This is a genomic window from Phenylobacterium sp., assembly GCF_030681155.1.
Taxonomy (GTDB): Bacteria; Pseudomonadota; Alphaproteobacteria; order Caulobacterales; family Caulobacteraceae; genus Phenylobacterium.
Map to the genome: position 1 here is coordinate 117,283 of NZ_JAUXXE010000053.1, position 25,911 is coordinate 143,193.

Consider the following 25,911-nt stretch of genomic DNA (forward strand, 5'->3'; position numbering starts at 1 on the left):
TTCCCGCTCTCCTGAAGGACCCTCCATGACTCATCTTCCCGCATCAGGGGCCGCCCTGGCTTTAGCCCTTCCGCTCGTCCCCGCCGCCGACCCATCGCCGCGTATCGCCGAGGCGGCGCATCTCCTTCTGCCTCATCTCGCTCGCGGCACGCGGATCGACGCCGCCACACTGCGCGGCGCGATGGAGGCCGCCTTCGGCGCCTCCGACACATCCGGCGCCTGGGACTGGAAAACCGCTTATGACGCGTGCGAAGCGGCGACGGTCCTGTTCCTGCGCAAATTCGGCCCGGCAATCCGCGCCAAGGCCACATCGCCGGCCGCCATGCTGCCGATGCTGGCGAAGATCGCCGCACTTCTGCCGACCCACACCCGCCGCTCGGCGGAGAGCGAAGCCCTTCAGCAGTTCTCCACCCCCATTCCGCTGGGTCTGGCGGCCGCTACCGCCGCGGGGATCACCGCGACCGATCGCGTTCTGGAGCCATCCGCTGGCACGGGTCTGCTGGCCGTCCTCGCCGAACTGGCCGGCGGATCGCTCATGCTGAACGAACTCGCCGCTTCCCGCGCTGGACTCCTCGACTGCCTCTTCCCCTCGGCATCGGTCACCCGGTTCGACGCGGCGCAGATCCATGATCATCTCGACGCCGGCCTCGTGCCGAGCGTGGTGCTGATGAACCCGCCGTTCTCGGCGATGGCAAGCGTCTCCGGCCGGATGGCCGACGCCACGTACCGCCACATCGCCTCCGCGCTCGGGCGTCTTTGCGACGGTGGCCGACTGGTCGCGATCACGGGCGCCGGCTTCGCGCCCGACGCGCCGGCTTGGGCAGCAGCCTTCGTTCGGCTTCAGGAGCATGGCCGCGTCGTGTTCTCGGCCACCGTCGATGGCTCGGTCTACGCCAAGCATGGCACGACGATCGATACGCGGCTGACTGTGATCGACAAGCGGCCGGCCGACGATCCCACAGTCGTCACCACCTCGGCCGGCAACGCCCCGGACGCCGCCACGCTGCTCGGCTGGGTGATCCGCGACATCCCAGCACGGCTGCCGATCGCCGCATCCACGGCGGCCCAAACAGCGCCGCGTCCCGCAGTTCCCCGCACCGCGCGCGGCTACCTCGCCCGACCAAGTTCGTCGGCGCCCGAAGCCACCGTTCTGAGCGAACCAGAAGGCTTCGAACTCACCTATGAGACCGTCGACTGGCAGCCGGCCGAAGGTTCCCGGCTCACGGATGCGATTTCTGAAGAATACGGATTGAAGTCGATCCGTATTCCCGGCTCTCAGGCCCATCCGACGAAGCTGGTGCAGTCCGCTGCGATGGCCTCGGTCGCGCCGCCCAAGCCGAGCTACCGGCCACGCTTGCCGGCGCCTCTTCTCGCCGAAGGCCTGCTGTCCGACGCCCAGCTCGAGACGGTGATCTATGCCGGCGAGGCACACGGCGATTATCTCGCCGGATCGTGGACGGTGGACGAGACCTTCGACGTCGTCTCGGCCGCGCGCGAGGATGCCCCAAACGCGATCCGCTTCCGGCGTGGCTTCATGCTCGGCGACGGCACTGGCGCCGGCAAGGGCCGTCAGAGCGCCGGCATCATTCTGGACAATTGGATGCAGGGCCGCCGCAAGGCCGTCTGGATCTCGAAGTCCGACAAATTGATCGAAGACGCGCAGCGCGACTGGTCCGCGCTCGGCATGGAGCGCCTGCTGGTGACGCCGCTCTCGCGCTTCCGCCAGGGAACGCCGATCCGGCTGCCGGAAGGCGTCCTATTCACCACCTATGCCACGCTACGCTCCGACGAGCGTGGAGAGAAGGTTTCGCGCGTCCGTCAGATCGTCGAATGGTTGGGCTCCGACTTCGATGGAGTGATCATTTTCGACGAGAGCCACGCCATGCAGAATGCCGCCGGTGGCAAGGGTGAACGCGGTGACCAGGCCGCATCGCAGCAAGGACGCGCCGGGCTGCGCCTTCAGCATGCGCTGCCGGACGCACGCGTGGTCTACGTTTCCGCCACCGGCGCGACCACGGTCCACAATCTGGCCTATGCGCAGCGCCTCGGCCTCTGGGGCGGCAAGGACTTTCCGTTCTCGACCAGGTCCGAGTTCGTGGAGGCGATCGAGGCCGGCGGCGTGGCGGCCATGGAAGTGCTCGCGCGCGACCTGCGAGCGCTCGGGCTCTACACGGCCCGCTCGCTCTCCTACGACGGCGTCGAATACGAGTTGGTCGAGCACCAGCTCACGCCCGAGCAGACGCGCATCTATGACGCCTATGCCGGAGCGTTCTCCATCATCCACAACAACTTGTCGGCGGCGATGGAGGCCGCCAACATCACGGGCGACCAGGGCACGCTCAATGCGCAGGCCAAATCCGCCGCCCGATCGGCCTTTGAATCCGCCAAGCAGCGTTTCTTCGGTCATCTCCTGACCAGCATGAAGACGCCGACTCTGATCCGCTCCATCGAGCGCGATCTGGCGGAGGGCCATGCCGCCGTCATCCAGATCGTTTCGACGGGCGAAGCGCTGATGGAACGCCGCCTGGCTGATATTCCGACCGACGAGTGGAACGACGTCCGTGTCGACATCACCCCGCGGGAATATGTGCTCGACTATCTCGCCCATTCCTTCCCGGTGCAGCTCTACGAGCCGTTCACGGATTCCGAAGGCAACCTGTCGTCGCGCCCGGTCTATCGCGACGGCCAGCCCGTCGAGAGCCGCGAAGCCGTCGCTCGCCGCGACCGCTTGGTTGAGCATCTTGCATCGCTGGCGCCGGTTCCGGGCGCACTCGACCAGATCGTCCAGCGCTTCGGCACGGACATCGTCGCCGAAGTCACCGGCCGTTCGCGTCGTATTGTGCGCAAGGGCGATCGCCTTGCCGTCGAAAGCCGCGCCGGATCGGCCAATCTCGCCGAGACCGCCGCCTTCATGGACGACGTGAAGCGCATCCTCGTCTTCTCCGACGCTGGCGGGACCGGCCGCAGTTACCACGCCGAGTTGTCCGCCCGAAATCGCCGGCTGCGCGTCCACTATCTGTTGGAGCCGGGTTGGAAGGCCGACGCCGCCATTCAGGGCCTCGGCCGGACCAATCGCACCAACCAGGCGCAGCCCCCGCTCTTCCGCCCGATCGCGACCGACGTGAAGGCCGAGAAGCGCTTCCTCTCCACGATCGCCCGGCGTCTCGACACATTGGGCGCGATTACGCGGGGCCAGCGCCAGACCGGCGGCCAGGGCCTGTTTCGCCCCGAGGACAATCTGGAAAGCCACTATGCGCGCGATGCGCTGCGTCAGCTCTACCTGCTGCTGGTGCGCGGCAAGGTCGAAGGCTGCTCGCTTCAGATGTTCGAGGACGCGACCGGCCTCTCGCTGATGGACTCGAACGGCATCAAGGACGAGCTGCCGCCGATAACGACGTTCCTCAACCGCCTGCTCGCCCTGACGATCGAACTCCAAGGCATCCTCTTCACGGCGTTCGAGCAGCTCCTCAACGCCAAGATCGAGGGCGCCATCGCCAGCGGCACCTACGACGTCGGATTGGAAACGCTGAGGGCGGAGAGCTTCGTCGTCACCGACCGGAACACGATCCACGTTCATCCGGGTACGGGTGCGGAAACCCGTCTGCTGACGATCACGCAGCGGGTGCGCAACCGGCCGGTCACGCTCGACGAGGCGATGGACCTGCTGTCGGATCGCCGGGCGATGCTGCTGGTCAACGACCGCTCCGGCCGTGCCGCCGTTCAGGTGCCGGCGCCCTCGCTGATGCTGGATGACGGCGAGATCGAGCGCCGCGTCCGGCTGATGCGGCCAATGGAGCAGCATCATGCCTCGCTGACCATGATGGCGGAAAGCCACTGGGTCGAAGCCGACCGCGCGGCCTTCGCATCGGCGTGGACCGCTGAGGTCGCCGACGTGCCGGCCTTCTCCGAGAACACCATTCATGTCGTCTCGGGCCTGTTGCTGCCGATCTGGAAGCGCCTGCCAAACGAGTCGACGCGGGTCTACCGGCTCCAGACCGACGACGGCGAGCGCATCATTGGCCGCAAGGTTTCGCCCGCCTGGGTCGCGGGCGCACTGGCAACGGGAACCAACACGCTGGCGCCGGATGACGCGCTCGCGGCCCTGATCGACGGCAAGACTATCCTCGACCTCGCCGAGGGTCTCCAACTCCGCCGCGTCCGCGTCATGGGCGCCAACCGCATCGAACTCTCCGGCTTCACCGACATGATGCGCGAACGCCTCAGCGCTTACGGCCTCTTCCACGAGATCATTTCCTGGAAGCTCCGCATGTTCGTGCCAACGGACGCGAGCGGTTCGGCCGTGCTTTCGAAGGTCATGGAGCGCTATCCCGTCCAGCGGATCGCCGAGCGGGAGGCCGCGTAGATGGCCCGCCATGACGCATCCGAGCTGGCACAGCGTCTCGGCCGGCAGGCCGAGGCCGTGTGCCGGCACTATCTCTCGGCCGGATATCGCCAGGGCCGCTACTGGCTGGTCGGCGACGTCCGCAACACGCCGGGCCGCTCGATGTTCGTCCGCCTGAAGGGAGCCGATTCCGGCAAGGGTGCGGCGGGCAAATGGACCGACGCCGCCACAGGCGAACACGGCGATCTCCTCGATGTCATCCGCGAAAGCTGCGGGCTGATCGACTTCAAGGACGTCGCCGATGAGGCCCGGGCCTTCCTGAGCCTGCCACATCCCGAGCCGGACCCGGACCACCAACGACGCCCGACATCGGCGCCCGCCGGATCTCCGGAGGCCGCACGACGGCTCTTCGCAATGTCGCGGCCGATTACGGGCACAATCGTAGAATCGTATCTACGGAAACGCAGCATCACGGCTTTGCACGGAACCGCATCGCTCCGCTTCCATCCGCGGTGCTACTACCGACCGGACGAACATTCGCCGACCGAGACATGGCCGGCGATGATCGCGTCGGTCACCGATCTCGACGGCCGGATCACGGGCGTACATCGCACATGGCTCAGCCCCGAGGGGAGCGGAAAGGCGCCAATCGACACACCGCGGCGGGCGATGGGCGATCTCCTCGGTCATGCGGTCCGGTTCGGCACGGCAAACGATGTGATCGCGGCCGGCGAAGGCATCGAGACGATCCTGTCACTCCGCATGACCCTATCGAACCTGCCAATGACGGCTGCACTCTCGGCCGCACACCTTGCCGCCATCCTGTTCCCGGCGACGCTTCGCCGACTCTACATCGCCCGCGACAACGATCCTGCTGGTGACGCCGCGCGCGATAGCCTGGTCGAACGGGCACAGGCGGCCGGCATCGAGGCGATCGTGCTTTCTCCGACGCTCGGGGATTTCAACGAGGATCTCCGCACTTGCGGCATGGGCCCGCTGCGGGCAGCGATCCGGCAGCAGCTCGCCCCCGAGGACGTCACCCGTTTTCTCGCCCTGACGGCATAGCCGGAAGGGGCAAGCGCGGGGCACCGGCAGCCGCATCGGTCTCGCACGAGGCTGCATCCCGTTGCGCCGGAGAGGACCGCGACCCGGCCTTCGAGAGGGCGATCGGCCGTCAAACGTGCCGGACCGGCAATGGCTGCGCCCGGCTATTTTCCGGCGCGCTCCAGGGGAGCGCTTTCCATCGCGAAGCAAAATAGCCGGCCTTCGCCATCCGGCGCGATGCTTGGCCCTGCGCTGACGCTCCGGGTGCAGGTCCGGCCCGCCCGACGGCTTTCGTCGCCAGAAGGCCGCGAGGGTCGTGGTCAAACCGACGAAGGAGCATCCCATGGCGAGCGAACACGACGACGGCTTCGAACCGCACCACGCCTCATCCCCAACCGACCACGTCCTGACTGAACTCCAGCTCTACGGTTTTCGTCCCTTTCAGGACGAACCCGATCCGAGGCCGCTTCCCGAAGGCGATGCGGTCGCCGGGGCCATCGCCGACATCTTCGATGCCCTGATCGCCACCCTCGAGGACACCCGCCTCGAACCCGACCTCGATGGCCTCCTTTGGTCGACCGTCAACCTCTTCCATCGCGCCACCGACCGGATCGAACGCGAACTCGACGACAATGAGCAGGCGCAGCGCCGCAGCCAGCGCGAACAGGATGGCTCGGAGGTGAAGTCGGTAGAACTCGAACGCCTCACCGCCGAAGGGCAGACTATGATCGAGCGCCGCAATGCCTTCGAGCTGATGCGCGATCAGGCCGCAGAACACTTCGAGCGCCACACCGGATCATCCTGGCGGCCACGCAGCGGATCGATGGTCAATCACCGGGCCATGACCTCAGCGATGATCGACAGCCGCGACTTCCTCGCCGCCAAGCGCCGGGCCGAGAGCGAGGTGCTGATCCCGGCGGGTCCGAAGATCGCGGTTACCGGCGGGCTCGACTTCAACGATCACCGGCTGATCTGGGCCAAGCTCGATCAGGTCCACGCCAAGCATCCCGACATGGTGCTCATGCACGGCGGATCGCCGAAGGGCGCTGAACGCATCGCTGGTCGCTGGGCCGATCATCGCAAGGTTCCGCAGATTGCATTCAAGCCCGACTGGACGAAGCACGCGAAAGCCGCGCCGTTCAAACGCAACGATCAGATGCTCGCGGTCCTGCCGATCGGCGTGATGGTGTTCCCCGGCACCGGCATCCAAGACAATCTCGCCGACAAGGCGCGCAAGCTCGGCATCCCGGTCTGGAAGTTCGGCAGTGGCGGCGCGTAAGCGCCGCCTACCCCAGCGGTGAGAAACCGCAATTTTACGCTGCCGGAAGCCTGCACTTCCGCAAAACCACATTCAGTCTGGCTTTCCCGTCACAGCGATCCTGGCCGCGCGGGCATAGTGCTCCAGTTCAACATCGCTCTCTATCAACCTATCGAGGAGCGCCTTCATGTCGGTTTGATCCGAGGACGACTGAAAAGGGCCTGGCTGACGCTCGATCGCCATGACGGCAATGGCCAGCGCCTTCTTCACCAGATGCAGATCTCGGTCCCTGAATTCAGCCACGACCTCATCACTCCGTGGAACTGGCAACAATCGCTCACGTCGAAGGCGACGATTGCAGGATATAGACAATAGCCGCTGCAGGCAGCAGCCAAATCTCTCCGCATCTACTTGAGACGTCGGCTCCAATCCAGGCGGAGACATCTCCGCTTCCACTTGCGCTGATCCTTGGTCCAATCGATGGCCTGACGCCATCAACCCGTAAAGGGTCGGCTACGCGCGCGTGCCGCCGCTTCGGCTTCGCCTGCACGGTGATTGCGGCCATCGACCGGACACATCGGGCGCCTGTCGCGCGGGAGATGGTCTCCCGCCTCCAAGACAGGAGCCGGATCAATGTCTCTTAACGATGCTCACGCCTTCGCCTTCAGCCTCGCCACCACGCTCATGGTCGCGATCGTCATCTTCAAAGCCGGCGACGGCACGGCGAGCGTCATGCCCGCCAACGAATACGACGGGGACGCCTCGGCGATCATCCACGAAGTCGATCCCTTCGCCCCTTGAGGGCGACGGTCCGCTCGGCCGAGCGGGAATCCGGACGGATTTCCGCTGCCGTCATCGCTCAACTTCGGCTATACTGACATCGGCGCCGTGGTGGTGGTGGAAGGCGCGACCGTAGACCTTCATCTCACGGAGCACACCACCATGGTACTCGGCATTCTCTTGAGCATCACAGCCATCGGCGTTTTCTGCTGGCTGCTCTTCACCCTCGCCATCTACGCGCTGCCCTTCTTCGCGGGCGTCACCGTCGGCATGTGGGCCTATGGCACTGGCGCGGGCTGGCCCGGCAGCATCGTCGTCGGACTGCTCGCTGCCGGGCTGATGCTTGGCGTCGGCCAGTTTCTCTTCGCCTTCGTCCGCCCGGTCTGGCTCCGGCTGACCATCGGAATTGTCTTCGCAGCACCGGCAGCCGTCGCCGGCTATCATGCCGTTCACGGTATCGCGAAGCACGCCATGCCTTCGGAGACCTGGCAGTTCATTTTCTCCGCAGTCGGTGCCATCGCCATCGGCGCGACAGCCTGGATTCGGATCGCCGGCGCGGAGCCCGCCCGATCCGGGCAGAGCCTCGCTCGGGGCTGACGTTCTCGCAGCAATGTCGCGGCGGACCAGCGGCGTATCGAAGCCGTCCACAACATCGTGGAGCAGGCAGGGATCGGGCGGCGATGGGCGAGCATATCCGGGCCGGGAGGCGGCAGCCGGCTGAAGAGCCCTGACCAGCGAGCGTCGAAGACTCGGCACGATCATGGTGCGGAGGTTTGGCGTCTGCCCGAAAGCGTCGTGCGGAAACCGGTGCAGGCGTTTGATCAGTACCGGGAGACGGAACCGCCGGTGATAGCGCCGCGTCTCTATCGGTCACCGAGAAGTCGTCATCGTCTCCATTGATCGGTTCTGTCCGGCCGAGCGCTCCAAAACGGCCTCTTCGATGGGTGTATCTGGCCGAAGGGCGGCTTCGCCTCGATCGACTATGGCGCAACAGCGCCGTCAAAACTTTCTTCCCCTGCCGGCTGCGCCGTCATTCCTCGCGGGACAAGAAAGTCCCTCCTTTGCTGTCTGAAGCCCTGCGGGTGCGCCGTCGATCGCCTCCGGCCGGTCGATCACCATCGAGGCCGCAATGGTGCGGGCTCGAAAGACAGTGATCAAGGAGACTTCCCATGGCGACCATCGGCACCTTCAAGAAGACCGGCTCGAACGAGTTCACCGGCGAAATCGTCACCCTCAGCGTCCAGACCAAGAACGTCCGCATTGTCCCCGACGTCCGCGCCAGCGGCGAGAACGCTCCCAGCCACCGCGTCTTCGTCGGCCGAGCCGAGATCGGCGCCGCCTGGTCCAAGCGTTCCAACGAGGGCCGCGACTATCTCGGCCTGAAGCTGGACGACCCGAGCTTCACCGCCCCGATTTACGCCAACCTTTTCGACGACGAGGACGGCGACGGCTACAGCCTCATCTGGTCCCGGCCCAACCGCCGCAACGGCGACTGAGCCGCCACCGATGCCCCGCCCGGATCGCCGGGCGGGGCATCGCGCCTGTGGGAATCCAGTCCGCAAGCAGCCGGAAGCTCCCGATCACCCCGAAAAAAATGACGTCGCACCTTTTCTCGTGTACGAATCACTAGTTTACTAGGTGGCAGTATATTAGGGGAAACGGCGACCTCTCCGCATGAGATTGCGGGAGATTGTCGCCAGAAATTTGCGTCGACTGAGACATGCCAAGGGCCTGTCGCAGGAGGAACTAGCTGATCGTGCCGAGATCAATCGCAACTATGTCGGCATGCTTGAGCGGGAACAGCACGCCGCGACGATCGATATGCTGGAAAAGCTCGCCATCGTCCTTGAGATTGATCCCGTCGCATTTTTCGAACGGACTGAACGGCAGGGCGCCGACGAAGATTGACTGTGCGGCGCGCGGCGATGCCTGTGCTGCATCACGCGATGTCTACTCGCGCAGCTTACGACGAGTAAAAACTTCGTTAATGTCGACTCGGAACCGAATGGCTGTCGCCATTGATGTGTCGGGGGACCCATCATGACCGCGCCGGATTTTCTTGACGAACCGCCCCGGAGTGCGACGGCCACCGACTATGACATGAAGCATTTGAAGCTCTACATTCGCCTGCTCGACGCCCATGCCGACGGCGCGGACTGGCGCGAAGCGATTACCGTCCTGTTCGGCATTGATCCCAGCGACGATCCCGAACGCGCCCGGCACATCCATGAAAGCCATCTCTTGCGCGCCCGATGGATGACCGAGCACGGCTACCGCGACCTGCTTCGGCGCGGCCATCACTGACGGCTCCGCGATTCCGTGATGCGCCGCAGCGATCACGCGACGCTTTTTCGAGGTCTTCCCTGATCCAGCTCAACCGGGAATCGTATCCGGCCCGGGTGTATGAACCATGTGAGCCAGGAGGTAACCGATGGAGCCGGACCCATCGCAGTGGCGGTCTTCAATCAGCTATGACTATTTCGACGATCTCGGTGTTCCAGACCTGGCGTGGGAATGCTTGCGGCGCAATGTCGACTATCAACACGACTATTCAAAAGCATTGAAAGAGATGGATGACCCCGAGCAGGCGAACGCGTCGTTTCGCCTGCGCTGGGGGTTGCAATTTCCCTGTCAACCCAAGCCACAGCGCGATCGAGGAGCCGATCCATTGGACTCCAGAGGCCGACCCGGGAAAGGTCCTGCTGATTGCGGCGCCGTCTGCCGCCTCCGCGGGCGCGCCGCCGCCGGCGCTTGATCCCAGCGCAGCGCGCCGCAGCACGCACGAAGTCCATGCAATCCATGGCAGTGGCACCTACGCAGTCCCTTTCGTTCTGATCGGTGGCGCCGCTCCAGATCAGGCGCTGGCGGCAGTCATACCGCTCGACAGTGATGCACCCGACCGGATCGACGCCATCTCGCGCCTTTGGGGCGCGCTCCAGGCGCCGCCTCCGCCCATCGACCTGCGCATAACGCCTCAGCGGCGTCAGCGGCTGCGGCACATGCTGCGGGCGTTCGATGGCCGCGCCTGCCGTGCGACCTACCGGGAGATCGCCGAGGTGATGTTCGGCGTGTCTCGTGTCGCCTCCGACTCCTGGAAAACATCGGCGCTCCGCGACGCCACCATTCGGCTCGTTCGCGATGGCCTCGCTATGGTCGATGGCGGCTACCGTGACCTGTTGCGCCGACGCAGACGGCGCTGACAGCACGTCATGGCAGGGGGTGCGAAATAACCCCCTCTATCTTCACCATCCCCCCAGACGGCAGCTCTTCGCCACCGTGGCCTTCGCCCGCCGCTGATCGCCAGCGGCCTCAACGAACGCCCCGGAGGCCCGATCATGTCCGCCAATCTCGCCGGCTTGCCGCCGCGCTTTCTACGCACCCCTGAAGCCGCCCGTTTTTTAGGTCTTTCTGGCCGCACGCTGGAAAAACATCGGACCTATGGCACCGGCCCGGCGTACCGCAAGCTCGGCGGCCGTGTCGTCTACGCCATCGACGACCTGCAGGCTTGGGCCGATCGCGGCGCTGTCACGTCCACGTCGGACCCGCGCGGCGCCGTTCTTCCCGCCAAGCGCCATCAAGCGACGACGCCGGCCCAAGCCGGCCGCCACGCGCGCTGAGACGTGCCGGCATGTCGTCCCGCCATCCAAGCCACGAACGCGAGCAGCTCGATCTTTTCCGGGCACTGCCCGGCGACCTCGCGCCGCGAGATGCGCAGGACCTGATGGCCTATCCGTTCTTCTCGCTCGCCAAGTCGAAGCGCCTTGCGCCGATCGACTTCAAGGCGGGCTCGATCGTCATCCGCGTCGAGGCCGTGCCCGAACATGGCATGGCCACCATCTGGGACGCGGACGTGCTGATCTGGGCGGCCTCCCAGATCGTCGAGGCGCGCGACGCCGGCCTACGCCCGTCGCGGCTCATGGGCACCACCCCGTATGAAATCCTGAACTTCATCGGCCGTGGCGTATCGCTGCGCGACTACGACCGCCTGAAGGCCGCGCTCGACCGGCTGCAGTCGACTACCGTCGCGACCTCGATCCGCCAGCCGACCGAACGGCGGATGCACCGCTTCTCCTGGATCAACGAGTGGAAGGAGCGCGCCGATCACCGCGGCCGTCCGCTCGGCCTCGAACTGATCCTCCCCGACTGGTTCTACGGCGCCGTCCTGGACGACGCACTCGTGCTGACGATCGACCGCAAATACTTCGATCTCACGGGCGGACTGGAGCGCTGGCTTTACCGCCTAGTGCGCAAGCACGGCGGCAAGCAGGAGTTCGGTTGGAGCTTCGACTTCCCGCACCTGCACGCCAAGTCCGGCAGCCTCTCGCCGCTCAAACACTTCGCCTACGACCTGCGCGACATCGTCCGGCGCCAGCCGCTGCCCGGCTATCGCCTGACCATTGAGCAGTGCGTCGGTGGCCCAGAAATCCTGTCCTTCGCACCCACCGATCCCGACGCGCTCGGCATTCCACGCCGCCGCCGCCGCTCGACAACTCGCCCTGGGGATAAGCTGTGAATAGTCTCGTGCTATCAGGGACCGGCACCATCGTGCCATCGGGGACCGGACTCTCGTGCTATCGGGGACCGAAATCGCCGATTTCTCGCGCTGAATCAGCAGCTTGCGAGCCCTGTAACTTATCTAACCTAGATTCCTACGGAATCTTTCTAACGGAACCCGGTTTTTCGCGCCGTGTGGACGAGTCCCCGATCGCCGGGAGACCGTCATGATCGTCGCTCTCCTCAACCAGAAGGGCGGCGTCGGGAAGACGACGCTGGCGCTGCATCTCGCCGGCGAATGGGCTCGGCATGGGCAGCGCGTCACGCTGATCGACGCCGATCCGCAAGGGTCAGCGCTGGACTGGTCGCAGCAGCGAAGCCGGGAGGGACTGGAGCGGCTTTTCGGTGTTGTCGGCCTGGCGCGCGACACGTTGCATCGCGAGGCGCCCGAGCTTGCGCGTGACGCCGACCATGTCGTCATCGACGGACCGCCACGCGTCGCCAGTCTCATGCGCACGGCGCTGCTCGCCGCCGATCTCGTGTTGATCCCGGTGCAGCCGTCGCCCCTCGACGGTTGGGCGTCGGCCGAAATGCTCGCGCTTCTCCGCGAGGCGCGCATCTACCGCCCGCAACTCGCCGCGCGCTTCGTGCTGAACCGCTGCGCGGCTCGCACGGTGCTTGCCCGGGAAACCGCCGAGACGCTCGCGGATCACGACCCGCCATTGCTCGCGACCACCATTGGTCAGCGCATCGTCTTCGCCGATGTCGTGCAGACCGGCCGGATCGCCGCCGAACAGGACGAGGATTGTCCAGGCGCGCGGGAGATCGCCGCGCTCGCGGCTGAAGTCGCGAGGATCGGCGCATGAGCGAACGATTCGCCAAGCGCGGCTTCGCATCCCGGCCGGGCGATCCGGAAAGCTGGATCAAGGCGCCCGATCGCCAAGCGCAGCGCGCTCAGCCCGCCGACGACTTCTCGGCCAGACTGACCATCGACGTCACCGCCGACATGCGCGGCCGGATCAAGATCGCGGCCTTCCAGCGCGGCCAGACGGTCGCTGACATGCTGCGTGCGCTGTTCGAGCGCGAATTCCCGCCATCCCAAGGAGACGCCCAATGACCGGCCTTGCCGCCGCATCCGCGCGCGCCGACCGCGCCCTTCACGCGCGGCCGGAGGATCTCACCCAGGTCGAACTCGTCTGGATCGAGAAGCAGATCGAGCACTGGATCCGCTTCGGCCGCGAGGTCCGCGAACAGGTACTCGACCGCCGACGCCGCGTCCTCTCGTTCCCTCCCGACGCGGCCTTCGCGCTGGTGCGCTGGGCCGCGAACGAGCACGGCACCGTGCTCTCTCGCCTCGACATTCTGCGCGCAGTCGGTCCTGGCGAACCCTGCCAAACGATCCCGACCGTGAGGCCTGGCGGCGACATCCTGCTGCGCGTTGACGGCTGGCCGAAGGTGGAGCGCATGCTCCAGCTCATCGACGCGATCGAGGCCGTCGGCATCGATCCAGTCGAGGTCTCGCCCGATCATTGGCGGCACGTTCACAACCGCCTTGCCGCCGGCGAGACGCCACGCGCCTACACGATGCAGCGCCATCGCGCCTTCCTCTTGGCGCGGAGGATCGGCGCATGACCCGGCTCGGCTACGCCATCACCACGACGGCCGCCGTGTCTTTGCTTGGCATCCTGTCGCTCGTTTCCTTCGCGCCGAAGCTGATCTGGAATGCGTCGGCCAGCACGCCGATCGGCCTCTACGCCATTGAGCCCGACCGGTCCCCGGAAGTCACCGATCTGGTCGCCGTGCGCGCGCCCGAGCCGCTCGCGAGCTTCCTCGCCGAGGGTGGTTATCTGCCGCGCGGCGTGCCGCTGATGAAGCGCATCGTTGCGCTTCCTGGCCAACGGGTTTGCAGGACCGGCCTCGCCATCACCGTCGACGCCGTGTGGATGGGCGATGCACTCGATCGCGATCGTCGCGGCAATCCGCTGCCCGTCTGGCGGGGCTGCCGCGTCGTCGCCGAGGGCGAGCTGTTCCTGATGAATGGCCAAGTCCGCGACAGCCTCGACGGCCGCTACTTCGGACCGCTTCCCGCCTCCGCCGTGATCGGCCGGGCCATCCCTCTCTACACCGACGAGGACGGCGATGGCCGCTTCGTCTGGCGCGCGCCGACGCGGTGACGACGTGCCCGTTCCCAACCTCGCCGCACATCCACGGAGGCAATCATGTCCCTGATCGGTCAATTCAGCCGCACCAAGTCCGGCTATGCCGGGCGCGTCAAAACGCTCGCTCTCGACGCCGAGCTGATGCTCGTGCCCGCAGAGCAATCCGACGCAGAGAACGCGCCGGATTATCGCGTCCATCTCGGATCGGACGAAGACGGACCCGAAGTTGGAGCGGGCTGGAAGCGCACCGGCGAGAAGGCCGGCGACTACGTCTCGCTGCAGCTCGACGATCCGACATTCAGCCAGCCGATCCGCGCCAATCTGTTCCAGTCTGCCGACGACAAGTCTGCCTGGGGTTTGCACTGGAATCGCCCGCCCCGCCGCAGCGAGCGGGACTGAGCGATGTCGGCCCGCCGCCATCGCGCTATCGTCGGACGGTTTCCCACTGTCCGACAAACAGCCTTCCTTCTCCTTTCCGGCCTGCTCTTCGCCGTGTCGTCCGCCGTTCCGGCCACAGCACAGGACGAGCCGGCGCAGCGGGCTTCTCCCGCTGACCCCTATGCCGGTCACATCGCCGAGGCCGCGCGCCGGTTCGGCATTCCGGAGACGTGGATTCGCGCCGTCATGCGCGTCGAGAGCCGCGGCGATGTCCGCGCGATCTCGCCCAAAGGTGCGATGGGCCTGATGCAGATCATGCCCGCGACTTGGGCGGAGCTGCGCGCTCGACATGGTCTCGGCAACGATCCCTACGCGCCGCGCGACAACATCCTCGCGGGCGCGGCGTATCTCCGCGAGATGCACGATCGCTACGGCTCGCCCGGCTTTCTGGCGGCCTACAATGCCGGTCCCGGCCGCTACGAGGAATATCGCGCGACCGGTCGCCCATTGCCGGCCGAAACGCGTGCCTATGTCGCCGCTCTCGCGCCAATCATCGGCCTCGGCGATCTCGCTGCCCCCGTCACGGTAGCGACCGCCGACCCGCTCGCCTGGACCCGCGCACCGCTCTTCATCGTGCAGGTCGACAGCAGCGCGGGTGCCGTTCAACGGCAGCGCGACGGCGATCCCGTTGCACTGCCCGCACCGGAGTCCGCGCGCGATCCGGAACTGCCTGCACCGCGATCGGACGGGCTGTTCGTGGCGCGAACCGACAGTGCGGGGCCACGATGACAGACTTCGCACTCCATGCGGCATTGTCGGGCTCTGGCGTGGAATTGGCGTCAGAGGCGGGAAGAGCAGGCACCACAACCGCACGATGGCAGGATAAAGGGCCGCGATGTGCGGTCTTGTGCGGTTGTGGTTTTTCAAGGGTTTATGGCGCGTTTGCGCGATGCGCACCTGATCGGCGCAGCCTGCACGCACGGGGCTTCCGCAATGATTTCCTTGGCTTTGCGCGATGTGCGGGGTTCCGGCCATGAGCGCGGAGGACGATTTCCGTATCCGACCGGGCCGCATCCGCTCGACCCGCGCACAACAGGCCAGGCCCTTCATCGCGCAGGCCCTCGCCGCCGCGCAGAAGGCCGGTGGCACCGTCTCTCGGAAAGGAAAGATCGGTCCCGCCAACCGCTCGCGTTTCGGCCGCGGCCAACGCGCGGCGGTGCAGGCCAATCGCATGCTCAGCGCCCGCTCGCGCGGCGCGGTGATCAAGGCACGCGTCGTCCGCCAGGGCGGGCGCAACGCGCCGCTCGGCACCCATCTCAATTATCTGCGTCGCGATGGCGTCACCCGGGATGGAGAGAAAGCCCGGCTGTTCGGACCCGGCGGCGATGACGCCGATCCCAAGGCGTTCGCGGAGCGCTGCGAGGAGGACCGGCATCATTTCCGCTTCATCGTCTCGCCGGACGACGCGCTGGAGATGTCCGACCTCAAATCCTTCACCCGCGAGCTGGTCGGCCAGATGGAGAAGGATCTCGGCACCCGGCTCGACTGGGTCGCCGTCGATCATTGGAACACCGAGCATCCCCACGTCCATCTGATCGTGCGCGGCGTTCGCGACGATGGCGAAAACCTCGTCATCTCGCGCGACTACATCAAGGAGGGCATGCGCGACCGAGCGCGCGACCTCATCACCCAGGAACTGGGACCGCGCACCGACCAGGAGATCCGCCGCACCCTCGAACGCCAGGTCGAGGCCGAGCGCTGGACCAATCTGGATCGCCAGCTCGCGCGCGACGCCTACAGGACCGGCATTGTCGATCTCGCCCCTCACGCCGACCGCCAGCCCGACGAATTCCACGCGCTGAAGGTCGGCCGCCTGCGCAAGCTGGAGACACTCGGGCTCGCTGACCAGGTCGGGCCAGGCCAATGGGCGATCACCGATAAGGCCGAGGCGACACTTCGCGAGCTCGGCGAACGCGGCGACATCATCAAGCGCATGCATCGCGCGTTGACCGATCGCGGCATCCAGCGTGGCGCCGCGAGCTATGTGCTCGCCGGCGAGAGCCTGAACGATCCCGTCGTCGGCCGGCTCGTCGATCGAGGGCTCGACGACGAGCTGAAGGGCACCGCCTATGCCGTGGTCGACGGGGTCGACGGCCGCACCCATCACATCAAGCTCACCGACCTTGATGCCGCCGGCGACAGCGCGCCGGGTTCGATCGTCGAGCTGCGCAAGTTCGATGATGCGAAAGGCCAGCGCCGCGTCGCGCTCGCCGTGCGCTCTGATCTCGACATCGCGGCCCAGGTCACCGCGACCGGCGCCACCTGGCTCGACCGGCAGGCGATCGCCCGCGAGCCCGTGGCGCTAGGTGGCGGCGGCTTCGGTGCAGAGGTTCGCGACGCCATGGATCGCCGCGCTGCGCATCTGATCGAGCAGCGTCTGGCGGAACGCCAAGGCCACAGCGTCATCTTCGCCCGCAACCTGATCGACACGCTGCGCCAGCGTGAAGTCGAGGCGCTCGGCGAGAAGCTCTCGTCCGAGACGGGGCGTCCGTTCTCCAAGGCCGGGACTGGCGAGTATGTCGCCGGCGCCTATCGGCAGCGCATCGCGCTCGCCTCCGGCCGCTTCGCCATGATCGACGACGGCCTTGGCTTCCAGCTCGTGCCCTGGTCGCCATCCCTCGAACGCCATCTCGGTCAGCATGTTTCCGGCGTCGCCCGCGGCGACGGCGGGGTCGATTGGAGCTTTGCCCGCAAGCGCGGTCTCGGCTTGTAGCCGCAATCAGAAAGGAGCCGCGCCATGTCAGCGACGAAAATCCTCTGGGGTCAGATCCTCACCGTCTTCATGATCGTGCTGTTCACGACCTGGGCGGCCACGCAATGGACGGCGTGGCGTCTCGGCTTCCAGGCGCAGCTCGGGCAGCCATGGTTCGATCTGGCCGGTTGGCCGATCTACTATCCGTGGTCGTTCTTCCCCTGGTGGTACTTCTACGACGCATACGCCCCGCCGATCTTCGTCGAGGGTGCCTATATCGCCGCGTCCGGCGGCTTCATCTCCATCGCGGTCGCAATCGGCATGTCGGTCTGGCGAGCGCGCGAGGCGAAGAACGTCGAGACCTATGGCTCGGCGCGCTGGGCTCGGGCTGACGAAGTTCGGGCCGCCGGCTTGCTCGGCGCCGACGGTGTCGTACTCGGCAAGCTCGATCGCGACTATCTCCGCCATGACGGCCCCGAGCACGTGCTCTGCTTCGCGCCGACCCGTTCCGGCAAGGGCGTCGGCCTGGTCGTGCCCTCGCTGCTGACCTGGCCGGGCTCGGCCATCGTCCACGACATCAAGGGCGAGAACTGGACGCTGACAGCCGGCTTCCGCTCCCGGCACGGCCGCGTGCTGCTGTTCGACCCGACCAATCCGAAGTCCGCCGCCTACAATCCGCTACTGGAGGTCCGGAAAGGGGAATGGGAGGTCCGCGACGTGCAGAACATCGCCGACATCCTGGTCGACCCGGAGGGTTCGCTCGAGAAGCGGAACCACTGGGAGAAGACGAGCCACGCATTGCTTGTCGGTGCGATCCTGCATGTCCTCTATGCCGAGGCCGACAAGACGCTGGCCGGCGTCGCCGCCTTCCTCTCCGATCCGAAACGCCCGATCGAGTCGACGCTCGCCGCGATGATGAAGACCGCGCACCTCGGCGAGGCCGGGCCGCATCCTGTCATCGCCAGCGCAGCGCGGGAGCTGCTGAACAAGTCGGACAACGAACGCAGCGGCGTGCTCAGCACCGCCATGTCGTTCCTGGGCCTCTATCGTGATCCCGTTGTCGCCGAGGTCACGCGGCGCTGCGACTGGCGCATCACTGACATCGTCGGTGGCAAGGACCCGACCACGCTCTACCTCGTGGTGCCGCCCTCCGACATCAACCGCACCAAGCCGCTGATCCGCCTGATCCTCAACCAGATCGGTCGACGCCTTACAGAGGACCTGCAGGCCAAGGGCGGACGCCATCGACTGCTGCTCATGCTCGACGAGTTCCCGGCGCTCGGCCGGCTCGACTTCTTCGAGTCCGCCTTGGCGTTCATGGCGGGGTATGGGCTCAAGAGCTTCCTCATCGCCCAATCGCTCAACCAGATCGAGAAGGCCTACGGGCCGAACAATTCGATCCTCGACAATTGCCATGTGAGGGTCAGCTTTGCGACCAATGACGAGCGGACGGCCAAGCGCGTGTCCGACGCGCTCGGCACCGCGACCGAGATGCGGGCGATGAAAAACTATGCAGGGCACCGGCTCTCTCCCTGGCTGGGCCACATGATGGTGTCGCGCTCCGAGACGGCCCGGCAGTTGCTCACCCCCGGCGAGATCATGCAGCTCCCTCCGTCCGACGAGATCGTCATGGTCGCCGGTACGCCGCCGATCCGGGCGAAGAAGGCCCGCTACTATGAGGATAGGCGGTTCCAGGAGCGGATATTGCCGCCGCCGGCACACGTCAAATCGAAGCGGGCGTCGACAGATGACTGGAGCAATCTGGCTCTGCCGCCGACGCCCGAGATCCCGACCGCCGCGCCGGCAGTCAGCCCCGATGATGAGGACACAACCGAATCCGAGCGCCGCCGCCAGCCCGAGCTGAACCGCGTGCAGCCGATCGAGAAGAACGCGCCGATCGAGAACGAGTTCGAGATCGATCCGGCAGACGACGCCGACGAAGATGTCGCCCGCACTAGCCGCATGCGGGACGCCATGCGGCAGGTCGCGCGCCAGGCTTCGCTCGATCCCGGCGACGGCATCGAGCTGTAGGACCCGCACCATGACGAAATCACCGAAGAAGCAGCGGCTCTCCGTCTATCTCGAGCCTGAGGTCATGAAGGCCCTTTCGGCACATGCCGCGCGGCGCGGCCATTCCCTGTCGCTGGTTGCCGAGGCTGGCATCGCGTCCTTCCTGTCGCCTGACGCGGCTGAGCGCCAGGAGGCGGCGATCACTAAGCGGCTCGACCAGATCGACCGGCGCATGACCCGCATGGAACGCGACGTCGGCATCGCCGTCGAAACGCTGGCGATCTTCGTGCGCTTCTGGCTTCAGACGACGCCGGCCTTGCCGGAACCCGCCGCGCAGGCCGCCCGCGCCAAGGCTGGCGAACGCTACGAGGCGTTCATCGCCGCGCTCGGCCGTCGACTCGCAAACGGGCCGAAGCTGCGGCAGGAAATTTCGGAAGACCTCAGCCCCGCGCGCGATGCGGAATAGTCGCTCACGCAGTCTTCGCAAGTAAATATCACTACCGCCGTTCCCCTGTCTTTGTACGCCACAGTACGACGACCACATTTCGGTTGTTGTCATGCCCTGAATTCTGCCTCTTCTACTCACCCCGATCCAGGGCCGCACATCGCGGTCACGCAAGAGAACGGGGACGACGTGGCGGCCACTCACCAGAAATCGGAGGCGATCCTTCGCGGCGCGCGCATGCTGCGCACGGCCCTCGGGCCGGCGATCGCCCAGTTTCTGGAAGATCCCGCGATCGTCGAGGTGATGCTCAACCCCGATGGGCGGCTCTGGATCGACCGGCTTTCCGAAGGGCTCTCCGATACGGGTGAGCGGCTCTCGCCGGCCGACGGTGAGCGGATCGTTCGCCTCGTCGCTCACCATGTCGGCGCGGAGGTCCATCCGGGCGCCCCGCGCGTCTCGGCCGAGCTGCCGGAAACGGGAGAGCGGTTCGAGGGACTTTTGCCGCCGGTCGTCGCCGCCCCGGCCTTCGCTATCCGCAAGCCCGCCGTCGCCGTCTTCACCCTCGACGACTATGTCGCGGCCGGCATCATAGGCGCGGGCCAAGCCGAGGCGCTGCGGGTCGCTGTCGCCGACCGGCGCAACATCCTCGTCGCCGGTGGCACCTCGACCGGCAAGACCACTCTCACCAATGCACTGCTTGCCGAGGTGTCAAAGACCTCCGACCGCGTGGTGCTGATCGAGGACACCCGCGAGCTGCAATGCGCGGCGCCGAACCTCGTGGCGATGCGCACGAAGGACGGCGTCGTCTCGCTCTCGGATCTCGTGCGTTCCTCGCTGCGCCTGCGCCCTGATCGCATTCCGATCGGCGTGGTGCGCGGCGCCGAAGCACTCGAGCTGCTCAAGGCCTGGGGCACCGGCCACCCCGGCGGCATCGGAACGATCCACGCCGGCACCGCCATCGGCGCGCTGCGCCGCCTGGAGCAGCTCATCCAGGAAGCCGTCGTCACGGTCCCGCGCGCCCTGATCGCCGAGACGATCGATCTTGTCGCGGTCCTGTCGGGCCGCGGCGCCTCGCGCCGGCTCGCCGAGCTCGCCCGCATCGAGGGGCTCGGCCCCGACGGCGACTACCGCGTCACCCCCGCAAGCCAGCCCCTCACAGGAGATCCATCATGATCCAACATGCCCTGCGTTTCCGCCGCCATATCGCGACGGCGGTATCCGTCACCTTCGTCTCGCTCGCGCTCGCGCCCGCCGCCCACGCCTCCGGCTCCTCGATGCCGTGGGAGGCTCCTCTGCAGTCGATCCTCGAATCCATCGAGGGACCGGTCGCCAAGATCATCGCCGTGATGATCATCATCATCACCGGTCTGACGCTCGCCTTCGGCGACACGTCGGGCGGCGCGCGTAAGCTGATCCAGATCGTCTTCGGTCTGTCCATCGCCTTCGCCGCATCCAGCTTCTTTCTGTCGTTCTTCTCATTCGGCGGCGGGGCGCTCGTCTGATGGCCGACGGCGCGGACCATGGCGGCGAGCCGCCGGGCTTCTCAGTCCCGGTCCATCGGGCGCTGACCGAGCAGATCCTGCTCGGCGGCGCTCCGCGCTCGATCGCGATCCTCAACGGCACGCTCGCCGCCGCGCTCGGGCTTGGCCTCCGCCTCTGGCTAGTCGGCCTGGGGCTCTGGGCCATCGGTCACTTCGCAGCCGTCTGGGCCGCCAAGCGCGATCCGCAGTTCGTCGAAGTCGTGCGCAAGCATCTGCGCATCCCCGGCCACCTGTCGGTTTGAGGAGCGACGACGATGATGAACCTCGCCGAATATCGCAACCGCAACACCCGGCTCGCCGACTTCCTCCCCTGGGTCGCGCTGGTCGGCGAAGGCATCGTGCTCAACAAGGACGGCAGCCTGCAGCGCACCGCGCGCTTCCGCGGCCCCGACCTCGATAGCGCTGTGCCAGCCGAGCTGGTCGCCGTCGCCGGCCGGCTCAACAATGCCTTCCGTCGCCTTGGCTCTGGCTGGGCGATCTTCGTCGAAGCGCAACGCCATGGCGCCGCGACCTATCCGGCCAGCATGTTCGCCGACAGCGCGTCCGCCCTGGTCGACGCCGAACGCAAGGCCGACTTCGAGGAAGCCGGCGCGCATTTTGAGTCTAGCTACTTCGTCACGTTCCTCTATCTGCCGCCAGCCGAGGACGCTGCGCGGGCAGAAACCTGGCTCTATGAGGGCCGCGATCATGCCGGCGTCGATGCGCACGAGATCCTGCGCGGCTTCGCCGACCGCACCGATCGCATCCTCCAGCTCATCGACGCCTTCATGCCGGAATGCGCCTGGCTCGATGACAGCGAGACGCTGACCTATCTGCATTCGACGGTCTCGACGAAGCGGCATCGGGTCCGTGTGCCCGAAACACCGATGTATCTCGATGCACTGCTGGCCGATCAGCCGCTGACCGGCGGGTTGGAGCCCCGGCTCGGCGACGCGCATATCCGCATCCTCACCATCGTCGGCTTCCCGACCGCAACCACGCCGGGCATCCTCGACGAGCTTAACCGCTTGGCATTTCCCTATCGCTGGTCGACGCGGGCCGTGCTGCTCGACAAGACCGACGCCACCAAACTGCTGACCAAGATCCGGCGGCAATGGTTTGCCAAGCGCAAATCGATCGCCGCCATCTTGAAGGAGGTGATGACGAACGAGGCCTCCGTCCTCGTGGACACCGATGCGTCAAACAAGGCGGCCGATGCCGACATGGCGTTGCAGGAGCTGGGCGCGGACTATGCCGGCCAGGCCTATGTGACCGCGACGATCACTGTCTGGGACGATGATCCGCGCATCGCCGCCGAGAAGCTGCGGATGGTCGAGAAGGTCATCCAGGGCCGCGACTTCACCGCGATGCCCGAGACGATCAATGCGGTGGACGCCTGGCTCGGCTCGCTGCCCGGCCATGTCTACGCCAATGTCCGCCAGCCCCCGATCAACACATTGAATCTCGCCCACATGATCCCGCTTTCGGCGGTATGGGCGGGACCGGAACGGGACGAGCATCTGGCAGGGCCCCCACTGCTCTTCGGCAAAACCGAAGGCTCGACCCCGTTCCGGCTTTCCATCCATGTTGGCGACGTCGGCCACACGCTGATCGTCGGGCCGACCGGCGCCGGCAAGTCGGTGCTGCTGGCGCTGATGGCGCTGCAGTTCCGCCGCTACGAACGGTCTCAGGTGTTCGCCTTCGATTTCGGCGGCTCGATCCGGGCGGCGGCGCTCGCCATGCGCGGCGACTGGCATGATCTCGGCGGCGGGCTCACCGAAGGCGCTGACGACAGCGTATCGCTCCAACCGCTGGCCCGGATCGATGACGTCGCCGAACGCGCCTGGGCGGCAGACTGGCTGATCGCGATCCTTGGGCGGGAGAGCGTCCCCATCACGCCGGAAGTGAAGGAGCATCTCTGGTCGGCGCTGTCCTCGCTCGCCTCCGCGCCGATCGGCGAACGCACGCTGACCGGCCTGTCGGTTCTGCTCCAGTCGAACGACCTCAAGCAGGCCCTGCGGCCATTCTGCGTCGGCGGCCCCTATGGTCGCCTGCTCGACGCCGAAGCCGAACATCTCGGCGAAGCCTCGGTCCAAGCGTTCGAGACCGAGGGCCTGATTGGGACCGGCGCTGCCGCTGCCGTCCTCGCCTATCTCTTCCACCGCATCGAAGACCGGCTCGACGGTCGGCCCACGCTGCTGATCGTCGATGAAGGCTGGCTTGCCCTCGACGATGAAGGGTTCGCGGGACAGCTCCGCGAATGGCTCAAGACGCTGCGCAAGAAGAACGCCAGCGTCATCTTCGCCACCCAGTCGCTCTCCGACATCGACGGCTCGGTGATCGCGCCCGCCATCATCGAAAGCTGCCAGACCCGCATCCTGCTGCCGAACGAGCGCGCGATCGAGCCGCAGATCACCGCGATCTATCGCCGGTTCGGGTTGAACGACCGCCAGATCGAGATCCTGGCGCGGGCCATGCCCAAACGCGACTACTACTGCCAGTCGCGGCGCGGCAATCGCCTGTTCGAGCTGGGGCTCTCTGACGTCGCCCTCGCGCTCTGCGCCGCCTCCTCGAAACAGCACCAGGCGCTGATCGCCGCGGTGCATGCCCGCAGCGGCACCGACGGCTTCCTCCACGAATGGCTCGCTGAGAACCGGCTCGCCTGGGCGGCCGACCTCATCGCCGATCTCACCAACGTCATCCCCCAACCTGATCCGGAGGTACGCTCATGACCCGTTCCGTTCATTCCCGCTCGCGCGTGGGGCGCGTCGCCGCGGTTCTTCTCACCGCGCCGCTCGCGCTCTCGCCGATCCTCGCCACGCCAGCCGCGGCACAGTGGGTCGTCTATGACCCCACCAACTACGTCCAGAACGTGCTGTCGGCCGCCCGCGCGCTTGAGCAGATCAACAACCAGATCACCTCGCTTCAGAACGAGGCGACCATGCTGATCAACCAGGCGCGCAACCTAGCGAGCCTGCCCTATTCGTCGCTCCAGCAACTCCAGCAGTCGGTCCAGCGCACCCAACAGCTTCTGAGCCAGGCACAGCGCATCGCCTACGACGTCCAGAACATCGATCAGGCGTTCCAGACCACCTACGGCAACGCCTCAATGTCGGCCTCAGATCAGCAGCTCATCGCCCAGGCGCGCGAGCGCTGGCAAAACACGGTCGGCGGCCTGCAGGACGCGATGCGGGTGCAGGCCGGCGTCGTCGGCAACATCGACACCAATCGCGCCGAGATGTCCTCGCTGATCGGCCGCAGCCAGGGGGCCACGGGCGCACTGCAGGCGACGCAGGCCGGCAACCAGCTCCTCGCGCTTCAGGCGCAGCAGCTCGCCGACCTCACGGCCGTCGTCGCAGCGAACGGCCGCGCACAGGCGCTCTCCGAGGCGGAACGGGCCGCGGCTGCCGAACAGGGCCGCGAGCAGCGCCGCCGGTTTCTCACCCCCGGCAGCGGCTATCAGGCGGGCAACGCCCGCATGTTCCCGAATAGCGGCAATTGAGGGCGCGGCCATGGACGGCAAGATGCTCGCCCGTCTCGGCGCCGTGGTGTTCGTGGCGATCGCGGTTACCGCGACCGCGATCGAGATGAGCCGGAACGAAGAGCCGGCGGAAAGCTGGGCGTCCTCGCGGCCGAACACGGCTCCATCCGACCCGCTGCGCGACGAGCTGTTCCGCTGCCAGGCACTCGGCGAAGCCGGGCCGCGTGATCCTGCCTGCCTGCGGGCCTGGGCGGAGAACCGCAACCGCTTTCTCGCCCCCGGCGCTCGACCAGCCGAGCACTTGCCGAAGGCCGCGCCCGCTCCGCACTCGCCGGCGGAAGCAGCGCCTCACCCCCAGCCAGCTCCGGCCTCGCCGGCCGAGACGCGGTAGCACCATGGGCAACACCGGCGTCATCGACCATTTCCTCGAAGTCTTCACCCGCTACATCGATTCCGGGTTCGGCCTGCTGAGCGGCGAAGTCGCCTTCATCGCCACGACGCTGATCGTAATCGACGTGACGCTGGCCGCGCTCTTCTGGTCGTGGGGCGGCGACGACGACATCTTCGCGAGGCTGGTGAAGAAAACGCTGTTTGTCGGCGTTTTCGCCTACATCATCGGCAACTGGAACAATCTCGCCCGTATAGTCTTCGAGAGCTTCGCCGGCCTTGGCCTCAAGGCCAGCGGCACGGGCTTCACAACCGCCGACCTGCTGCGCCCCGGCAAGGTGGCGCAGACCGGCCTCGATGCCGGCCGCCCGCTCCTGGAATCGATCTCCGGCCTGATGGGCTACTGGTCGTTCTTCGAGAACTTCATCCAGATCGCCTGCATGTTCCTGGCTTGGGCGCTGGTGCTGCTCGCCTTTTTCATCCTCGCCATCCAGCTCTTCGTCACGCTCATCGAATTCAAGCTCACGACGCTCGCCGGCTTCGTGCTGATCCCCTTCGGCCTGTTCGGCAAGTCCGCCTTCATGGCCGAGCGAGTGCTGGGCAACGTCATCTCCTCTGGCATCAAGGTGCTCGTGCTCGCCGTCATCATCGGCATCGGCTCGACGCTCTTCTCCGAATTCACCGCCGGCTTCGGCGGCGCGACGCCCTCCATCGACGAGGCGATGGCGATCGTGCTCGCCGCGCTGTCGCTGCTCGGCCTCGGCATCTTCGGCCCCGGCATCGCCAGCGGTATCGTCTCGGGCGGCCCGCAGCTCAGCGCCGGCGCGGCGGTCGGCACGGGCCTCGCCGCGGGCGGCATGG

At 66.6% G+C, this 25,911-nt stretch carries 29 protein-coding genes; 28 read left to right on the plus strand and 1 reads right to left on the minus strand.

What is annotated here, in order from left to right; genetic code table 11:
• The first annotated feature begins 25 nt into the window (after positions 1-25).
• From Q8M13_RS13955 to Q8M13_RS13965, 3 genes are all read left to right on the plus strand, one after another.
• Complete coding sequence (locus Q8M13_RS13955) at positions 26-4,363, plus strand: strawberry notch-like NTP hydrolase domain-containing protein (RefSeq protein ID WP_305300551.1); 4,338 nt, start codon at positions 26-28, stop codon at positions 4,361-4,363.
• On the plus strand, positions 4,364-5,407 hold the full coding sequence (locus Q8M13_RS13960; RefSeq protein ID WP_305300552.1) for a toprim domain-containing protein: 1,044 nt from the start codon (positions 4,364-4,366) through the stop codon (positions 5,405-5,407).
• Positions 5,408-5,729: 322 nt separating this feature from the next.
• On the plus strand, positions 5,730-6,665 hold the full coding sequence (locus tag Q8M13_RS13965; RefSeq protein ID WP_305300553.1) for a DUF2493 domain-containing protein: 936 nt from the start codon (positions 5,730-5,732) through the stop codon (positions 6,663-6,665).
• A 72-nt stretch (positions 6,666-6,737) separates the two neighbouring features.
• On the opposite strand, the gene Q8M13_RS13970 is transcribed toward Q8M13_RS13965, so the two are convergent.
• Positions 6,738-6,947: a hypothetical protein gene (locus tag Q8M13_RS13970; RefSeq protein ID WP_305300555.1), complete on the minus strand. Its 210-nt coding sequence runs from the start codon at positions 6,945-6,947 to the stop codon at positions 6,738-6,740.
• 330 nt (positions 6,948-7,277) lie between these two features.
• Here Q8M13_RS13970 and Q8M13_RS13975 point away from each other — a divergent pair, with 330 nt between their 5' ends.
• From Q8M13_RS13975 to trbL, 25 genes are all read left to right on the plus strand, one after another.
• The gene (locus tag Q8M13_RS13975; RefSeq protein WP_305300556.1) at positions 7,278-7,445 is read left to right on the plus strand and encodes a hypothetical protein; all 168 of its coding nucleotides are present in this window, start codon (positions 7,278-7,280) and stop codon (positions 7,443-7,445) included.
• A 141-nt stretch (positions 7,446-7,586) separates the two neighbouring features.
• Positions 7,587-8,021 carry a hypothetical protein gene (locus Q8M13_RS13980; protein ID WP_305300558.1) on the plus strand — a complete coding sequence of 145 codons (435 nt, stop codon included), beginning with the start codon at positions 7,587-7,589 and terminating at the stop codon, positions 8,019-8,021.
• Positions 8,022-8,593: 572 nt separating this feature from the next.
• On the plus strand, positions 8,594-8,920 hold the full coding sequence (locus tag Q8M13_RS13985) for a DUF736 domain-containing protein (protein ID WP_305300559.1): 327 nt from the start codon (positions 8,594-8,596) through the stop codon (positions 8,918-8,920).
• Positions 8,921-9,128: 208 nt separating this feature from the next.
• A complete protein-coding gene (locus Q8M13_RS13990) occupies positions 9,129-9,332 on the plus strand; it encodes a helix-turn-helix domain-containing protein (protein ID WP_305300561.1) in 204 nt (67 codons plus the stop codon).
• Positions 9,333-9,464: 132 nt separating this feature from the next.
• Positions 9,465-9,728 (plus strand): DNA -binding domain-containing protein, encoded by a 264-nt coding sequence (locus Q8M13_RS13995; protein ID WP_305300563.1) that lies wholly within the window; start codon positions 9,465-9,467, stop codon positions 9,726-9,728.
• Between the two features lie 127 nt (positions 9,729-9,855).
• Positions 9,856-10,179 carry a transcriptional regulator domain-containing protein gene (locus tag Q8M13_RS14000; RefSeq protein WP_305300564.1) on the plus strand — a complete coding sequence of 108 codons (324 nt, stop codon included), beginning with the start codon at positions 9,856-9,858 and terminating at the stop codon, positions 10,177-10,179.
• A gap of 118 nt (positions 10,180-10,297) precedes the next feature.
• Positions 10,298-10,624, plus strand: a complete 327-nt coding sequence (locus Q8M13_RS14005) for a DUF2285 domain-containing protein (protein WP_305300591.1) — start codon at positions 10,298-10,300, stop codon at positions 10,622-10,624.
• Positions 10,625-10,759: 135 nt separating this feature from the next.
• The gene (locus tag Q8M13_RS14010; protein ID WP_305300566.1) at positions 10,760-11,041 is read left to right on the plus strand and encodes an AlpA family transcriptional regulator; all 282 of its coding nucleotides are present in this window, start codon (positions 10,760-10,762) and stop codon (positions 11,039-11,041) included.
• Between the two features lie 11 nt (positions 11,042-11,052).
• On the plus strand, positions 11,053-11,937 hold the full coding sequence (locus Q8M13_RS14015) for a replication initiator protein A (RefSeq protein WP_305300567.1): 885 nt from the start codon (positions 11,053-11,055) through the stop codon (positions 11,935-11,937).
• A 208-nt stretch (positions 11,938-12,145) separates the two neighbouring features.
• Positions 12,146-12,784, plus strand: coding sequence for a ParA family partition ATPase (gene parA, locus Q8M13_RS14020; protein ID WP_305300568.1), 639 nt, complete (start codon positions 12,146-12,148; stop codon positions 12,782-12,784).
• Positions 12,781-13,035 carry a hypothetical protein gene (locus Q8M13_RS14025; RefSeq protein WP_305300569.1) on the plus strand — a complete coding sequence of 85 codons (255 nt, stop codon included), beginning with the start codon at positions 12,781-12,783 and terminating at the stop codon, positions 13,033-13,035. The genes parA and Q8M13_RS14025 overlap by 4 nt, the downstream gene beginning before the upstream one ends.
• Positions 13,032-13,550 carry a DUF2840 domain-containing protein gene (locus Q8M13_RS14030; protein WP_305300570.1) on the plus strand — a complete coding sequence of 173 codons (519 nt, stop codon included), beginning with the start codon at positions 13,032-13,034 and terminating at the stop codon, positions 13,548-13,550. Before Q8M13_RS14025 ends, Q8M13_RS14030 begins: the two co-directional genes overlap by 4 nt.
• On the plus strand, positions 13,547-14,092 hold the full coding sequence (locus Q8M13_RS14035) for a S26 family signal peptidase (RefSeq protein ID WP_305300571.1): 546 nt from the start codon (positions 13,547-13,549) through the stop codon (positions 14,090-14,092). The genes Q8M13_RS14030 and Q8M13_RS14035 overlap by 4 nt, the downstream gene beginning before the upstream one ends.
• A 45-nt stretch (positions 14,093-14,137) precedes the next feature.
• The gene (locus Q8M13_RS14040; RefSeq protein ID WP_305300573.1) at positions 14,138-14,476 is read left to right on the plus strand and encodes a DUF736 domain-containing protein; all 339 of its coding nucleotides are present in this window, start codon (positions 14,138-14,140) and stop codon (positions 14,474-14,476) included.
• 3 nt (positions 14,477-14,479) lie between these two features.
• Entirely contained in the window at positions 14,480-15,244 is a 765-nt protein-coding gene (locus Q8M13_RS14045; protein ID WP_305300574.1) for a lytic transglycosylase domain-containing protein, read from the plus strand.
• Positions 15,245-15,488: 244 nt separating this feature from the next.
• Positions 15,489-17,228, plus strand: a complete 1,740-nt coding sequence (locus tag Q8M13_RS14050) for a VirD2 family relaxase/mobilization nuclease (protein ID WP_305300575.1) — start codon at positions 15,489-15,491, stop codon at positions 17,226-17,228.
• A gap of 24 nt (positions 17,229-17,252) precedes the next feature.
• Entirely contained in the window at positions 17,253-19,238 is a 1,986-nt protein-coding gene (locus Q8M13_RS14055) for a conjugal transfer protein TraG (protein WP_305300576.1), read from the plus strand.
• A gap of 10 nt (positions 19,239-19,248) precedes the next feature.
• Entirely contained in the window at positions 19,249-19,683 is a 435-nt protein-coding gene (locus Q8M13_RS14060) for a CopG family transcriptional regulator (RefSeq protein WP_305300578.1), read from the plus strand.
• A 216-nt stretch (positions 19,684-19,899) separates the two neighbouring features.
• The gene (trbB, locus tag Q8M13_RS14065) at positions 19,900-20,835 is read left to right on the plus strand and encodes a P-type conjugative transfer ATPase TrbB (protein WP_370870064.1); all 936 of its coding nucleotides are present in this window, start codon (positions 19,900-19,902) and stop codon (positions 20,833-20,835) included.
• On the plus strand, positions 20,832-21,164 hold the full coding sequence (locus Q8M13_RS14070; RefSeq protein ID WP_305300581.1) for a TrbC/VirB2 family protein: 333 nt from the start codon (positions 20,832-20,834) through the stop codon (positions 21,162-21,164). Before trbB ends, Q8M13_RS14070 begins: the two co-directional genes overlap by 4 nt.
• Positions 21,164-21,445, plus strand: a complete 282-nt coding sequence (locus Q8M13_RS14075) for a VirB3 family type IV secretion system protein (protein WP_305300583.1) — start codon at positions 21,164-21,166, stop codon at positions 21,443-21,445. Before Q8M13_RS14070 ends, Q8M13_RS14075 begins: the two co-directional genes overlap by 1 nt.
• Before the next feature lie 12 nt (positions 21,446-21,457).
• Entirely contained in the window at positions 21,458-23,914 is a 2,457-nt protein-coding gene (gene trbE / locus Q8M13_RS14080) for a conjugal transfer protein TrbE (protein WP_305300584.1), read from the plus strand.
• On the plus strand, positions 23,911-24,684 hold the full coding sequence (gene trbJ / locus Q8M13_RS14085; protein ID WP_305300585.1) for a P-type conjugative transfer protein TrbJ: 774 nt from the start codon (positions 23,911-23,913) through the stop codon (positions 24,682-24,684). Before trbE ends, trbJ begins: the two co-directional genes overlap by 4 nt.
• A gap of 10 nt (positions 24,685-24,694) precedes the next feature.
• Positions 24,695-25,054 carry a putative entry exclusion protein TrbK-alt gene (gene trbK-alt / locus Q8M13_RS14090; RefSeq protein ID WP_305300586.1) on the plus strand — a complete coding sequence of 120 codons (360 nt, stop codon included), beginning with the start codon at positions 24,695-24,697 and terminating at the stop codon, positions 25,052-25,054.
• A gap of 4 nt (positions 25,055-25,058) precedes the next feature.
• On the plus strand, positions 25,059-25,911 hold an 853-nt coding region (trbL, locus tag Q8M13_RS14095; RefSeq protein ID WP_305300588.1), incomplete at its 3' end, for a P-type conjugative transfer protein TrbL.